At 61.6% G+C, this 15,179-nt stretch carries 10 protein-coding genes and 1 tRNA gene; all 11 read left to right on the top strand.

Annotation, left to right across the window (positions count from 1 at the left end):
- Position 1: 1 nt before the first annotated feature.
- Complete coding sequence (tolA, locus tag Q7L05_RS02490; RefSeq protein ID WP_303901426.1) at positions 2-946, top strand: cell envelope integrity protein TolA; 945 nt, start codon at positions 2-4, stop codon at positions 944-946.
- A 5-nt stretch (positions 947-951) separates the two neighbouring features.
- Positions 952-2,253 carry a Tol-Pal system beta propeller repeat protein TolB gene (gene tolB / locus Q7L05_RS02485; RefSeq protein ID WP_303901423.1) on the top strand — a complete coding sequence of 434 codons (1,302 nt, stop codon included), beginning with the start codon at positions 952-954 and terminating at the stop codon, positions 2,251-2,253.
- A gap of 10 nt (positions 2,254-2,263) precedes the next feature.
- Positions 2,264-2,806: a peptidoglycan-associated lipoprotein Pal gene (gene pal / locus Q7L05_RS02480; RefSeq protein WP_303901420.1), complete on the top strand. Its 543-nt coding sequence runs from the start codon at positions 2,264-2,266 to the stop codon at positions 2,804-2,806.
- A 1-nt stretch (position 2,807) separates the two neighbouring features.
- A complete protein-coding gene (ybgF, locus tag Q7L05_RS02475) occupies positions 2,808-3,563 on the top strand; it encodes a tol-pal system protein YbgF (protein WP_303901417.1) in 756 nt (251 codons plus the stop codon).
- 29 nt (positions 3,564-3,592) lie between these two features.
- A complete protein-coding gene (gene queE, locus Q7L05_RS02470; RefSeq protein WP_303901414.1) occupies positions 3,593-4,249 on the top strand; it encodes a 7-carboxy-7-deazaguanine synthase QueE in 657 nt (218 codons plus the stop codon).
- A 154-nt stretch (positions 4,250-4,403) separates the two neighbouring features.
- Positions 4,404-5,090: a 7-cyano-7-deazaguanine synthase QueC gene (queC, locus tag Q7L05_RS02465; RefSeq protein WP_303901410.1), complete on the top strand. Its 687-nt coding sequence runs from the start codon at positions 4,404-4,406 to the stop codon at positions 5,088-5,090.
- Between the two features lie 74 nt (positions 5,091-5,164).
- Positions 5,165-6,466 (top strand): YeeE/YedE family protein, encoded by a 1,302-nt coding sequence (locus Q7L05_RS02460; protein ID WP_303901407.1) that lies wholly within the window; start codon positions 5,165-5,167, stop codon positions 6,464-6,466.
- Positions 6,467-6,531: 65 nt separating this feature from the next.
- Positions 6,532-6,604: transfer RNA gene (locus Q7L05_RS02455), tRNA-Lys, on the top strand.
- A gap of 927 nt (positions 6,605-7,531) precedes the next feature.
- On the top strand, positions 7,532-12,484 hold the full coding sequence (locus tag Q7L05_RS02450) for a hypothetical protein (RefSeq protein WP_303901404.1): 4,953 nt from the start codon (positions 7,532-7,534) through the stop codon (positions 12,482-12,484).
- 87 nt (positions 12,485-12,571) lie between these two features.
- Entirely contained in the window at positions 12,572-13,834 is a 1,263-nt protein-coding gene (locus Q7L05_RS02445) for a multicopper oxidase domain-containing protein (RefSeq protein ID WP_303901401.1), read from the top strand.
- 16 nt (positions 13,835-13,850) lie between these two features.
- Positions 13,851-15,143, top strand: a complete 1,293-nt coding sequence (locus tag Q7L05_RS02440) for a multicopper oxidase domain-containing protein (protein WP_303901398.1) — start codon at positions 13,851-13,853, stop codon at positions 15,141-15,143.
- Positions 15,144-15,179: the final 36 nt, after the last annotated feature.

Below are 15,179 nucleotides of genomic sequence, written 5' to 3'. Positions count from 1 at the left end.
TATGTCGAGAGAGTGGCTGCCCGCTTACAGTTTTTCCATCGCCGTCCATTTGGCCTTGGTGGGGCTACTTGGCATCAACATGCTGCAATCGCCACCACCTCCTGCTGCGACTACCCCGAAGGTACAGCCGATGGAGGCGGTCGCCGTTGATGCCGGACAGGTGGAGGCGGAACTGGACCGCCTTCGCGACGGCGAACGTCAGCGCAAAGCGCAGGAAGAGGCGCAGCGCCGCCAGTTGGCGGAAGAGAAACGTCAGGCGGAGGCGGCCCGCAAAAAGGAAGAGGAGAAACTGGCTGCCCTGAAGCGCCAGCGCGCCCAGGAGGAGCAGGAGCATCAAGCCGCCCTGGAGCGCCAGCGTGCCGAGGCGCAGCGCCAGCGCCAGGCGGAACAGGAGCGCCTTGAAAAGCAAAAGGCGGAGCAGAAGGCGCTGGCCGAAGCAAAACGCAAGGAGCAGCAGCGCTTGGCCGAGCTGGAGGAGCAACGTAAAATCGAGGCCGAAAAACGCCGCCGCGAGGAAGAGGCGGCCCGCAAGGCGGCCAAGGAGCGTGAGCGCCAGGAGGCGGAGAAGCGCCGGGCCGAGGAGCGCCGGAGAAAGGCGGAAGAGGCACTCAAGCAGAAGATGGCGGCCGCGGAGGAACAGTTGCAGGCGGATCGCACCCGCCAGCTCCAAACCGCCGAGGCCGTGTATGTCGGCTGGATTGCCGAAAAAGTCGGTCGAAAATGGCTACGGCCCTCCGATACGCCTGATGACTTTTCCTGTAAGGTCATGGTCCATCAGATCCCCGGCGGCGAGGTGGTCGAGGCGCAAGTCGTGGAGAGTTGCGGCAGCTCTGCCCTGGATCGCTCGGTAGAGGCAGCGGTCAGGAAGGCCTCCCCGCTGCCCGAGCCGCCGGACCCGGACGTTTTTGATCGCGAAATCGTATTTACCTTCAAACCGAGGGGATAAAGTTGTTGGCAAAACGTTTCATTTTGTTGCTGCTGCTGGTTATGCCGGCGCTGGTTCAGGCGCGGCTCGAGGTCACCGTCACCGGCGGTGCGGAAGGGGCATTGCCTATCGCTATCTTACCGTTCGGCTGGGAAGGTGAGGAGCCACTTAGCGAGGACATCGCCGCCATCATCAAGGCGGATCTCGCCGCTAGCGGCCGTTTCGCCCCGCTCTCGGGTAAGCAGCTGGTGGGGCAGCCGGATCACGGCGGTGCCATCGATTTTGCGGCTTGGCGGGCGGCGGGAGTGGAAACGCTGCTGGTCGGACGGGTCAAAAATAGCAACGGACGTTATCAAGTCCGGTTCCAGCTCTTTGATGTCCTCAGGGCGAAGCAGCTGGCGGGTTACGCAATGCCCACGCGCGCACCGCTGCTGCGTCGCACCGCCCATCAAATCAGCGATCTCGTGTACGAGGAGCTCACCGGCGAGCGCGGCGCCTTCAATACCCATATCACCTACGTCACCGTGGAGGATGTCGCCGAGGGCGAGCGCCGTTTCCGGCTGGCGGTGGCGGATGCCGACGGCTTCAACGAACAGACCATCCTTACTTCCAAACAGCCGCTCATGTCTCCGGCCTGGTCACCCGATGGCAAGCAGCTGGCCTATGTTTCCTTCGAGGCCCGCCGCTCGGTGGTCTATGTACAGAACGTCATCAGTGGCAAGCGCGAAAAGGTGGCCGAGTATGAGGGTATCAATTCGGCCCCGGCCTGGAGTCCCGACGGGCGGAGTCTGGCACTTACCCTGTCGAAAGATGGCAACCCGGAAATCTATGTTCTCGATCTCCGTACCCGTGCGCTGAGGCGTATCACCCGACACTCGGCAATCGACACCGAGCCGGCCTGGATGCCGGACGGGAACGGGCTGGTGTTTACCTCCGACCGCGGCGGGAAGCCGCAGATCTATAGGGTCGATACGGGGCCGCGAGGGGCCGTGGGACGCCCGCAGCGGCTCAGTTTCGAGGGCCGTTACAATGCGCGGCCCAGCGTCTCGCCGGATGGCCACCATCTGGCCATGGTCCACCAGTCCCGCAGCGGCTTTCAGATTGCCGTGCAGAACCTGGAGACCGGGAATCTCCGGATTTTGACCGATTCCCGACTGGACGAGTCGCCCAGCTTCGCACCCAATGGCCGGATGATTATTTTCGCCACCGAAAGGAGAGGACGTGGCGTGCTGGAGGCGATCGCGGTCGATGGTAGCGCCGGCCAGCGTCTTGACCTGACCGGATTCGATGTCAGGGAACCGGCTTGGTCACCTTTCTTTGCAGAATAGAGGGTTTGAAATGAAACAGGTTTGGTTGTTTTGGGGAGTGCTGGCCACAAGCGTCATGGTCTCCGGCTGTGCCGGCGTGGCCGAACGAGACGGAGCCGGTGAAGACGTTGTCATCGAAGATATTGACGACCGGGCTGTGGCGGGCGATGCCCGGGCCGCGGGTGCACGAATGGACGGTAAGTTCGAAGGCAGTCCGCTGGACGACCCGGAAAGCCCATTATCGCAACGGGTGTTCTACTTTGATTTCGACAGCAGCGAATTGTCCGAAAACGATCGGGAGGCTCTGGTTGCCCACGGTCGCTTTCTGGCCTCCAATCCCGACGTTTCCGTAGCAGTGGAGGGGCATACCGACGAGCGGGGTACCCGCGAATACAACTTGGCGCTGGGGGAGCGGCGCGCTCAGGCAGTGGAGCGGCTCCTGTCTTTACAGGCGGCGGCTGAAGACCAGCTGCAGGTGATCAGTTTCGGCGAGGAGAGCCCGGCCGCCATGGGGCACGATGAAGGAGCCTGGTCCCTGAATCGCCGGGTCGAATTGCTCTATTCGGGATATTGATATGACCAAGCTGCGCTACCTGATCCCCTTCGTGCTGCTCACCGCCGTACCGGTTCAGGCGGCCGAGCGAAACGATTTGCAAGACCGGGTTCAGCGGCTCGAGAGATTGATGGAGAGCCAATCGCTAATGGAGATGCTGACCCGGATCGACAGCCAGCAGCGTGAGCTTGCCGTGATCCGTGGTGAGCTGGAAGAGGTGAGCCACGAGCTCGATTCACTCAAAAAACGCCAGCGCGACCTCTATCTGGATACCGACCGGCGGCTGTCGCGTCTGGAGCGGGAAGGTGTGGCGCCTGCCGCCGGGGCGCAAACCGGGCCCGATATGGCACAGGAGAAGCCGGGCGTGGAGAGCCCGGGTACCGCTGATCTGGTTGCCGAGCGCCAGGCTTATCAACAGGCCTTCGACATCCTCCGGGAGTTGCGTTATGAGCAGGCGATCAAGGCCTTCGAGAACTTTCTCGAGGAGTATCCGGATGGTCGCTACGCGCATATCGCCCAGTACTGGCTCGGAGAGGCCAGTTACGCCCGGCGCGATTTCGGCAAGGCCATCGCCGCTTATCGCGCCCTGGTGGATAACCATGCCAATAGCCCCAAGGTGGCAGAGGCCCTTTTGAAGATCGGCTATAGCTATCATGAGCTGAAGCAGGACGGGAAGGCCCGGCCGGTGCTGGATCAGCTGGTCAGGGAGCATCCGGGCACCACCGAGGCGGACCAGGCGCAGAACCTGCTGAAACGTTTGGGCAAGCAGGGCGGCTGATCACCTTAATGGCAGGGGCCTCCCGCACTATGCTGCGGATCACCGAGATATTTCTGTCCCTGCAGGGTGAGGCCCGTGACGCGGGCTGGCCCACCCTGTTCGTGCGTCTGACCGGCTGCCCGCTGCGTTGCACGTACTGTGATACCTCCTATGCATTTACCGGTGGCCATACCATGACCCTGGATGCCATCATGGAAGAGGTGAAGCAGGTCGCAGCTTCACGGGGATATGGTGAGGTGCGGCATGTCTGTGTCACCGGGGGTGAACCGCTCGCCCAACGGGGCTGTCGGGAGCTCCTCGTCAGACTCTGTGATGCCGATTATCAGGTTTCACTGGAAACCAGCGGCGCTCTGGATGTGTCCAATGTTGATGTGCGGGTGGTGCGGGTGATGGACCTCAAGACCCCGGGGTCCGGCGAGCAGACCAAAAACCGCTGGGAGAACCTGGAAGTTCTTACCGGCAGGGACCAGGTAAAACTCGTGATCGCCGACCGTAATGATTACGAATGGGCTCGTGCGGTGATCAAGCGCTATCGAATCGCTGATCGTTGCGAGGTTCTGTTTTCGCCCGTATTCGGCCGGATCGAACCGCGCCAGCTGGCGGACTGGATTATTGAAGATCGCCTTCCGGTCCGATTCCAGATGCAGCTGCATAAACTGTTGTGGGGCGACGAACCGGGCCGCTAAGATTAAAGACCTATCGCAAAGGTCCGCTGATCAGGAACCGCTGGATGGATAGGAACTCGTCTCCCGTCAAAACCATTGGGAAACTCGACGCACGCCGTATCTTTGAGAGGCAATATCATCTTGCGCTCTTCGGTGAATCGGGTCGCGGTAAGCTATGAATAACCTCACGAAGAAGGCGGTTGCCCTTGTTTCCGGCGGGCTGGACTCCGCCACCTCGCTGGCGATGGCCCGCGACCGGGGATTTGAGTGCTACGCCCTCAGCTTCGACTACGGGCAGCGGCACCGGATTGAACTGGAGGCCTCCCGGCGGGTGGCCGAGAGCCTGGGGGTGCGGGAGCACCGTGTCTTCACCCTCGACTTGCGGCAGTTCGGGGGATCCGCCCTGACTGATGACAGCATCGATGTGCCACAGGGCCCGTCAGAGGGGATACCGGCCACCTATGTCCCTGCACGCAATACCATTTTCCTTTCTCTGGCGCTGGGTTGGGCCGAGGTGCTGGGTGCTCTGGACCTCTTTATCGGCGTCAATGCCGTCGATTATTCGGGGTACCCGGATTGTCGCCCGGAATTCATCGACGCCTTTGAAAAGACCGCAAATCTGGCCACCAAAGCCGGGGTGGAGGGCCAACACTTTTCCATTCACGCACCGCTTATTCATATGACGAAGGCGCAAATCATCGCCACCGGCCATAGGCTGGGTGTAGATTATGGACTGACGCTGTCCTGTTATGATCCGGATTCCAGCGGAAGGGCTTGCGGTGTTTGTGATTCCTGTCGGCTACGTGCGGCCGGTTTCCGCGAGGCGGGCGTTCCCGACCCGACGCCTTACAAAACCCAATAATATTCCCATCGGGCTATTGTGCGGATGTGCAAGGCTCCCGAAGATGTCAAGGAACACCACTGGAGGAGAGAACATTGTTATTTGAAAGCTTTTCCCAGGCGCATCAGGCGCTGCTTTTGGGAGCCTTCGGTATCGCACTTATCATGGGCGCTGTCGTCAACAAGACGAATTTCTGCACCATGGGTGCCGTCTCCGATGCGGTCAATATGGGCGACTGGGGCCGCATGCGCGCCTGGATGTTCGCCATTGCCATTGCACTGCTCGGTGTCACCGGACTCGAAGCGGTCGGTCTGGTTCAGGCTGATGGTTCCTTTCCTCCGTACCGATCGGGTAACCTGATTTGGGCCGAAAACATCCTTGGCGGGTTGCTGTTCGGAATTGGGATGACCCTGGCCTCGGGTTGTGGCAACAAGACGTTAATCCGCATTGGCGGCGGCAATCTGAAATCGATTGTGGTGTTCGGCGTCATCGGTGTAATCGCCTATTTCATGATCAATCCGTTTCCCGGCAGTGACCAGACGCTGATGTCGCTGCTGTTCCTGGACTGGATTAGGCCACTGGCGGTCAGCCTGGACGGCGGTCAACAGGACCTGGGTACTATCTTCGCCGGCTCCGAGGGCGCGGGGAGTGCCCGTCTGTGGATCGGCACCGGTCTGGGTCTGCTGCTGCTCGGCTTCGTCTTTAAATCCGCCGATTTCCGCGGCAGTTTCGACAACGTACTCGGCGGACTCGTAGTCGGTGTAGCGATCCTCGGGGCCTGGTATGTGAGCTCCAACATCGGGCTCACCTTCGAGGACTCGTTCGAAGGTGAAATGACCGTCTCGGTCAGTGAATTTCTCGATCCCGCTCAAACCCACTGGGACATGAATGAGGGTATTCACGAGGGCTGGGACGCCAAGCCCGCCAGCTCGGATTTCAATCCCCAATCCTACACCTTCATCAACCCCATGGGGCAGTCTCTCGGTTATGCTGCCGGCGGGTTCGCCAAGACCGCGCTGACGTTCGGCGTGGTCGCTGTTCTGGGTGTGGTCGCCGGCTCGTTCATCTGGGCCATTCTCAGCGGCGGTTTCCGGTTCGAGTGGTTTGCCTCGGTTCGTGATTTCATGAACCACTTCATCGGCGCCATTCTGATGGGGTTTGGTGGCGTACTGGCCATGGGGTGCACCATCGGACAAGGCATCACCGGCTTCTCCACGCTGGCGGTCGGTTCCATGATGGCTTTGGCCTCCATCGTTTTTGGGAGTGCACTGACCATGAAAATCCAGTACTACCAAATGGTCTACGAGGAAGAAGCGACTTTCCCGAAGGCATTGATAACCGCTCTGGCCGACATGCGCCTGGTCCCCAATGCCATGCGCAAACTCGAGGCCATCTAGGCGATAAACGGTTGGTGCCGGGCTTGCCTTTTTTGGCGAGTCCGGTACTATATGCCGCCTCTCACGGGCCGTTAGCTCAGTTGGTAGAGCATCTGACTTTTAATCAGGTGGTCGTTGGTTCGATTCCAACACGGCCCACTTTAAACTGGCACTCAGGCTCGGCGGATTCCGCGACAAAAAGCAACAAAACCTGGTGCGTAAAAAGCCCCCGCGGCGTGAACCCGGGGGCTTTTTTTATGCCCTCTATTTCGGAGGGATTGGAGACGATTTTGCACCACCGTCGGTAGTTGGCGTTTGAAGTATCGCTAACGCATCGGCTCGGTTTTGTACCCACCCTTATTGGTCGCAGCCCTCCGGAAGGTTCTATTTAACGAAAATGAGCGGGAAATCTGGCCAGTCGGGCTTGGCCGCACGACTCCATGGGTGGAGCAGTTAGAGCGCAGCATGCCGTCATGGATGGCGGTAGTAGAGAATGTCTGGAACCTATTCTCGAGGATGTCCGAGCCGAGTAGGTCAGCGATTCTCGGAGAGATTCCTAGTGGTTACCATCGACGTCGTCAAAGAAGAGGGCGATGCTGCGCTCGGCGGCTGCGTCGATTGTCGGTGCGCAATAGGCGACGTAGAGTGTGAGCGATAGCTCTTGAATGAGCTACCCGTCGCTCATTGGCCATCACCCGCAGTGACCCCGACGCACAGTGCTCCGCTCCGATGCCGTGCACTCGCTCGGGGTGGTGCTCACAAAAAGTTATAACTACTCACCCCCTCCGTCATTCCCGCGTAGGCGGGAATCCAGAGAACAAAAGCATGGCCCAAAATGGATCCCCGCCTACGCGGGGATGACGGTTCTTGGCCAGGATGTATTCTGAGTTCGACTGCTGGATCCCCGCCTACGCGGGATGACGGATTTCCGGGGCCGTGGGCGATCACCTGGGCGAGCAGTTACAAAGTTTTTTTTGACGATGGGCATTGCCGTTCAGCTGATCCTCGCCTATCTATTTCATAACAGAAAAAAGATTACCCAAGTCGCGGTGAATAACCGACGGAAACTCAGCAAGGGAGTGCATCATGAAGCGAGGCAACGGAGGGCTTGGCGGCCCCGGTCTGGGGTTCGTTTTTGTCATTTTTTTCATGTTAGGATTCTTCCCCGGGATTTCCCAAGCGCAGATACCAGAACTATCGGTAACCGACGGGACGTCGGCCATTACCAGTTATCGGTGGCTGATCGAAGAGGACGTTACGCACCATATAAACCCCGGCCCCCCTGCGACGTGTGAAGAAGGGCGTCTGGATAACTGCCTATCCGTCGATTTTCATCGGAGCCACATGCCTCCGGTTGCCGAGGGCTGGGCCGGGGGTTCCCTTCCGGACCTCGATCCAAACAAGCATTACTATCTCTCTATCCTTCCGGCAGATGCGGGAACTGACGGCGGGGCCACCATCGGGGCGGCACCCATCGAGCCCGGACAGGGGCAGGTGCAGGTGAAGGTCAATCGCCTGCCGTTGCCCACGGCCCAGATCCGGATCTTCGTCTTTCATGACGACTATCCGATCAACAATGCGCCGGATACGCCGGAGGAAGAAGGGCTGGCCGGATTCCAGATCAAACTCTCCGATGCCGGCGGACGCTACGGGGCCTCCGGGGGCCAGATGATGCAGGACGCGTTCGGCAATGCCCTGGGGACCACCTACAACGAAGACGGCACTGTTGCCGCGATGGGGAATGGGACCATCCTGACTGGCCCGGACGGGTATGCTGCTATCAAGAATCTTGCCCCCGGAAAGTACGGGGTGGAGGTGATCCCGCCAGCGGGCCAGGGTTGGGTTCAAACCAGTACCATCGAGGGCACCAAGACTGTAGACGCGTGGGTGAAGGCGGACGAGCCGTCCTATTTCACGGAGTTCGGACCCCCTGGTCCCCACGTGTTTATCGGCTTTGTCCAATCCTTTGATAACCTGGCCTCGCTGCCGGGGACGACCCGTACCACGGTCACGGGACAGGTGCGGCAGGTGCACAATTCGCGGCCGCCGGATTTTGCCTTCTATACCGGGGCTCCGGTCCCGGACTGCTGGATCGGTTTGAATGATATGTCCGTCGGCATTGGCCGGGGTGTCTTCGCGGCACCGTGCAGCGCCGACAGCAGCTTCAATATCTCCAATGTCCCGCCCGGCGACTACCAGCTTGCCATCTGGGATGCCAACCTGGATGTTATCTTCGGCTCGACCAATGTGAGCGTGGATACCCAGGGCAACTGTAACAGCACCCCGGGCTGCAACCTGCTCGATGTGCCTGTGTTCTCCTGGTTCGCGCGGTTGGAAAACTACGTCTTCAACGACGAGAACGAAAACGGGTTCTGGGACCCGGGCGAGGCCCCCATTCCCGAGGTGGTGACCAATCTCCGCTTCCGGGACGGCTCGCTCTACCAGAGCATGCCCACCGACATGGAGGGCGCCGCGCCTTATGACGAGGTATTCCCCTTTTTTAGCTGGCTGGTGGCCGAGGTGGATTTCGGCCGGCTCAAAGCCACCGGTGCCACCATCGTCGCCGATGACGGCGGGCCGGTAGACAATGGCCCCTGGGGATTCGGCGGTGTCCTGAATCCGCAGCCGCAGTCTGAGAATGACTATTTGCCCTACCGCACCGAAACCGGCCCGGTCCTGACGCAGGGTTTCCAGGGCTTCCTAGGACAGACCAACGTCATCCAGTGGGGCAAGAAGGCCTACGAACCGGGCGAGAACGGTGGAATGTCCGGCATGGTCTTCTACGCCACCACCCGCGCGGAGAATGACCCGCGTTATGCCGCTGCCGAACCCTGGGAGCCCGGCATTCCGCGCATTCAGGTGGCCCTGTATCAGGACAGCGACAGCGACGGAGTGATTGACGACCTGGACGGTGATGGCGAGGAGACCGTAGCCGACGTGGACAACCACCCCTTCGGGTGGCGCGACGGTGGAACGGCCGGGCCGGAGGACATCGACTACAACGACAATGGTCTGTTCGATGCCGGTGACGCCATTCAGATCACCACCACCGACAGTTGGGACGACAGCCTGCCTACGGGCTGTCAGGGGGAAGTCTTCTATGTTGACGGTCTCTACCCCACCGATTGCTATGACGGGCTTCGCAACTTCAATCAGGCGCGTCCGGCGGTGTTCGACGGTGGCTACGCCTTTGACAGCTACCACCCGGACGGCATCGTCTCGGGCGGTGCCGAAGTCGCGGGCCTGCCTGCCGGCGAGTATATTGTCGGCACCGGCGAACACCCGGTCTACCAGACGGTCAAGGAGGAGGATCGTAACGTCGACTTCGGCGATACCTATGTGCCGCAGCTCCTTCCGCCGGCCTGTGTCGGTGAGCTGCGTACGGTGCCGGACTATATGAGCTTCCAGACCGATGGCGACGGCAATCCGGTTGGGTCGGCCGAGCAGTTCATCGCGGCGCCGTTCGCCGGTGACCAGCGGCCCCTCTGTAACCGTAAGCAGGTGACGCTGTCCGACGGGAGAAATGCGGCGGCTGAATTCTTCATGTTTACCCAGGTCCCGCCGGCCGGTCACGTGGTCGGCTTCATCCTGGACGACCTCTCCAACGAGTTCGATCCGGCCGCGCCGAACTTCGGCGAGAAATACTCGCCGCCGGGACTGCCGGTCTCCATTCGCGACTGGACGGGCAACGAGATCGCCCGCACCTATTCCGATCGCTGGGGACGCTACAACGCCCTGGTCCCGTCCACCTACACGGCGAATCTGCCGATGCCCAGCGGCATGTCGCCGAACATGCTCATCACCTGCATGAACTCGGCCAACGACCCGCGGCATAACCCGCAGTACAGCCAGTTCTGTTACACCTTCCAGTACATGCCGGGCACTACCACCTACCTGGATACCCCGGTGGTCCCGGTATCGGCGTTCGCCGGACCCAATCAGGCCACTCTGGATTGCGATTATCCGGCGGGAACGCCCGCGGTCGATTCGGTTTCCAGCCCCTATGTGCAGCCGGGTGAGGCGATTGAGATCGCCGGTTCCGGGTTTGGTACGGATGGCAGCGTGACCATCGGCGGCACACCGCTGGAGGGCATCGCCCGGAGCGACACCCTGATCAGCGGGACCGTGCCGGCGGATGCCGCTACGGGCCAACTGGAGATCGTCCGCGCGGATACCGGAGCGGAGGCGGGTGTCAGCAGCACCATCGTCGTCGGCTCGCTGCTCTCCGCCAACGGTCGGGCGGAAGCGGCGGTCCACGAGGTGTGGCCAGCGGCTGATACGAACGCCACGCCCATCCAGGATGCCATCGACCAGGCGGAGCCCGGCGACATGGTCCTGGTCCATCCCGGCCGGTACGAGGAGTTGGTGATCATGTGGAAGCCGATCCGCCTGCAGGGCTTCGGCGCCAACACGGTCATCGACGCGCTGAAGGCGCCGGGCAACAAGCTCCAGGCGTGGCGAGACAAGGTCGAGGGGCTGATCACCGCAGGTGAGGTGGACTTGCTCCCGGCACAGGAGCTGGGCTTCGGCTTGCCCGAACCGGCCACACTCTTTACCGAGGAGGGGCCGGGGGTCATTGTCCTTGCGAAGGATGAAATGCCCAACAAGGGCGGGTTTGGCCGGGACAGGGACGGTCTGCCCCTGGCCTGGGTCGACGGCTTCGCCATCACCGGTGCCGACCATGCCGGCGGAATCGTCGTCAACGGCTACGCCAACGACATGGCGATTGCCAACAACCGGGTGTTCGGCAATCACGGCATCTACGGCGGCGGCATCCGGCTGGGCCACCCCGAATTGGTTCTGGAGACCAACCAGGGGCTCGAGTACCAGGATGCGTACAACGACCGTATCGCAATCCACCATAACCATGTGTACACGAATGGCGCCAGTGGCGGTGCGGGCGGGGGTATCAGTCTCTATACCGGTTCCGATGCCTACCGTGTGACCGACAACCTGGTGTGCGGCAACTTCACGCAGGGCAACGGGGCCGGTGTCGGCCACCTGGGTCTGAGCAACGACGGGCTGATTGAGGGCAACATCATCGCCTTCAACCAGTCGTTCAATCAGGGTCTCACGGTATCCGGCGGCGGCATCTTCATCGGCGGCGTCGCACCGGTGGGTGGCGGACTGCTGAGCCCCGGCGCCGGGCTGGTGCGGATCCTCTCCAACCGGGTCCAGGGTAACCATGCCGGAGCCGGCCATGGCGGCGGCATGCGCCTGGAGTCGGTGAACGGGCTCGACATGGAGCACGGTTCCAAGAGAACCTGGTATGCAGTGGAGATCATCAACAATTTCGTGGTCAACAACGTCTCCGGTCTGGCCGGCGGCGGGATCTCGCTGCAGGACGCGGGCAACGTGACGGTGCTGCACAACACCATCGCCAATAACGACAGTACCGCCACGGCCGGAGCGGCCTTCGCGCCGGGGCAGCCCAACCAGTCCGTCCCCCAGCCCGCGGGTATTGTGGGTCACGCCCACAGCCCGGCATTGGCGGCAACGGCTGAACGAATGCGGGAGCCGCTGTTCTCGAGCCCGGGGCTGGAGAACAACATCATCTGGCACAACCGCTCCTTCAGCTTCGTGATGGACCCCAATCAGGACCCGCCGTTCGGTCTGTCCCCGAACCTGGATGTCGGCGAGGCGCCGGAGTATTGGGACCTGGCCGTACTGGGGACCGGGGATCCGGCTGATAGTCTCAATCCGCTCTACAGCGTGTTGACCGACGCAGCCGGATACGATGGCAGCAATGTCGAGGGCGACCCCGCCTTCCTGGCCGAGTACCTCAACCAAGGGCCTCCGGGAGTCATCTATCCCGAGCCGAAGACCACACTCGCGGTGATGCCCGCGTTCGACGAGGGCGGCAACTTCATCGACGTGCACTACGGTCCGCTTGGCCTGTCCAACGGCGACTATCACATTGGTAGTGGCTCGGTGGCACTGGACTTCGCAACGGACGCCGGGGTGACCGTGGACTATGACGGAAATGCCCGCCCCGCAGGTCTCGGGTATGACGCCGGGGCCGATGAACAGATGCCGTAAAGGGACCGGGCCGTTTCGCCGGTGCCGGATTTACCAGGCACCGCTGAAACGGCTTAAGAGGCTGCCACATTCAAGGAGGAATGAACAATGGAAAGGATTCTATGGCCATGTCGGACCGCTCTCGCCGTGGCAATCGCCGCCGGCGCATCCGGTACGGCCCTGGCCGGCGTCACGGTCCAGTGTCCCGGTGATCAGAACGGTGATGCGATCTCCGATGGCAGGGGTGACCCGGACCATCCCAATGCCCGCTGTGTGCATTTGGGGGCCGGCGATGGCTATGTGCGCATGGCGGACGGGCGTCCCCTGTACATGTTCGGCTTCTCCGACCTCACGGGAATTTCGGAGAAGAAGGCGATGGATACCGGCATGCTGGCCGCTACCTTCCCGGCACCGACCATTGTGGCCGACGAGGGGGATGAGCTCTACCTGACGCTGACCAATGTCGGCATGGCGGTGCGGCCCGACCTCTTCGACCCTCACACCGTGCACTACCACGGCTTCCCCGAGGCGTCCTCGATTTTTGACGGGGTTCCCGAGGCCTCGGTTTCCATCAACATGGGATCGAGCCTCACCTATTACTACAACCTGGTGGAGCCGGGCACCTATATGTACCACTGCCACGTGGAGGCGACGGAGCACATGCAGATGGGGATGCTCGGCAACCTCTATATCCGGCCGATCCAAAACCGGCTGCCGGACGGCACCGCACTCGGGACGCACGTCCATAGCAACCCCGATTACAACGCCGACCGGAACGACGATGACCCTACCGTGGGCGATACCTACGCCTACAACGACGGCGACGGCTCCACCCGCTACGACGTGGATTACGCCATACAGCTCGGCTCCTTCGACCCGGCCTTCCACGACGCCAGCGAAACCACTCAGCCGCTGCCGTTCGCCTATATGGAAGATCGCTACGCGATGCTGAACGGACGGGGCTATCCGGACACGGTCAGTTCCACCCCGCCGCAAGCACCGGCCGAAAACGGCGGTATCGAATCGCAGCCGCTGGACTCTTTGATTGAGGCGCAGCAGGGTGAACGGATACTGCTGAGGCTCTCCAACCTGAACGTCACCAATTTCTACACCGTCAGCTCCCAGGGGATCCCGATGCAGGTGATCGGCCGCGGTGCGCGAATCCTTCGAGGGGGCGGCACCCCCGATGGCAGGGACCTGTACTACCGGACCAGTTCAGTGACGCTTGGCGGCGGGGAGGCGGCGGACGTGCTCCTCGATACCACCGGCATCCAGCCGGGAACGTACTTTCTCTATACCACCAATTTTCAGTACCTGACCAATAACGGTGCCGATGTGGGCGGCATGATGACCGAAATCGTGATCAACTGAGGAGAGCGGGGCAGCCATGAAATGGACAAGGATATGCAATTGGATTGCCGGATTCTGCTGGCTGACGCTGGCAGTCCCATCGGCGGGGGCGGCTATAGATGGTATCCCCGGACCCACCTTCAACCTGACGGCCGCAGCGGACACCATCTCCATGCCTGACGGCGGCAGCGTCCCGGTTTGGGGCTACGGCCCTGAAGGCAGCCGCAGTCAGTACCCCGGGCCGACCCTGATCGTCAACCAGGGCGACACGGTGACGGTAGCCCTCAGCAGCGAAATTGCCGTCAACGGTACGCCGGTTCCCACTTCGATGCTCTTTCCCGGTCAGACGGGGGTGACAGCCAGCGGCGGAAGCGAGGGGTTGCTGACGCGCGAGAGCACCGGCCCGGACGATCCGGTTACCTACAGTTTCGTTGCGCGGCGGCCCGGCACCTATATGTACCACAGCGGAACCCGCCCCGACCTGCAGGTGGAAATGGGGTTGTTAGGCGCCCTTATCGTCCGGCCGAGTCAGGGTGCCGGCCTGGCCTACAACCACGCTGACTCCCGGTTCGACCATGAATATCTGTTTCTGTTAACGGAAATGGATCCGGCCCTCCACGAGCAGGTGGCCGCCGGCAATCTGGATGGCGTCGATACCAGTGCCTACTACCCCATGTACTGGTTCATCAACGGCCGGGCCGCGCCCGATACCATGGCGCCGGCGGGCGCCTCATGGCTGCCGACCCAGCCCTACAACGCAATGATCCGGACGCGGCCGGGGGATACCATGCTGATGCGCATTGTCGGCGCAGGTCGGGATCTGCACCCCTTTCACCACCACGGCAATAACACTCGGGTTATCGCCAGGGACGGGCGTCTGCTGCAGAGCGCACCGGGGGCGGGGGCGGACCTTGCCTACTCTGAGTTCACGATCAAGACGGTGCCCGGCGCCACCTATGACGCCCTGTTCCACTGGACCGGCAGAAAGATGGGCTGGGACATCTACGGAGACGCGCCACACGAGTGTAATGACGGTGACGGCGATGACTTCGATGACAGCACCTGGGAATACTGCCCGGACCATGGCGAGCCGTTTCCGGTGCAGTTGCCGGAAGCACAGGAGCTGGCCTTCGGCGGTCAATACAGCGGCAGCCCGTTCCTGGGGACCGAGGGCAGCCTGCCTCCGGGTGAGGGCGGCCTTAACGAGTACGGCGGCTTCTTCTTTATGTGGCACTCCCATGTCGAAAAGGAGATGACCAACTTCGACGTGTTCCCCGGCGGCATGATGACCATGATGGTGGTCGAGCCGCCCGGCACGCCAATTCCGTAATGTCAACCAAGGATTCCCGGACAAAGGACTAGGACT

Source organism: Thiohalomonas denitrificans (genome assembly GCF_016841685.1).
Taxonomy (GTDB): Bacteria; Pseudomonadota; Gammaproteobacteria; order Thiohalomonadales; family Thiohalomonadaceae; genus Thiohalomonas; species Thiohalomonas denitrificans_A.
The sequence above is the reverse complement of the archived record's forward strand: the minus strand, read 5'-3'. Positions and strand labels throughout refer to the sequence as shown.

Excerpts from the sequence above, each read along its gene's own strand:
- tolA (WP_303901426.1), top strand. The coding sequence starts at position 2 with ATGTCGAGAGAGTGGCTGCCCGCTTACAGTTTTTCCATCGCCGTCCAT.
- pal (WP_303901420.1), top strand. The coding sequence starts at position 2,264 with ATGAAACAGGTTTGGTTGTTTTGGGGAGTGCTGGCCACAAGCGTCATG.
- ybgF (WP_303901417.1), top strand. The coding sequence starts at position 2,808 with ATGACCAAGCTGCGCTACCTGATCCCCTTCGTGCTGCTCACCGCCGTA.
- queE (WP_303901414.1), top strand. The coding sequence starts at position 3,593 with ATGCTGCGGATCACCGAGATATTTCTGTCCCTGCAGGGTGAGGCCCGT.
- queC (WP_303901410.1), top strand. The coding sequence starts at position 4,404 with ATGAATAACCTCACGAAGAAGGCGGTTGCCCTTGTTTCCGGCGGGCTG.
- Q7L05_RS02450 (WP_303901404.1), top strand. The coding sequence starts at position 7,532 with ATGAAGCGAGGCAACGGAGGGCTTGGCGGCCCCGGTCTGGGGTTCGTT.
- Q7L05_RS02445 (WP_303901401.1), top strand. The coding sequence starts at position 12,572 with ATGGAAAGGATTCTATGGCCATGTCGGACCGCTCTCGCCGTGGCAATC.
- Q7L05_RS02440 (WP_303901398.1), top strand. The coding sequence starts at position 13,851 with ATGAAATGGACAAGGATATGCAATTGGATTGCCGGATTCTGCTGGCTG.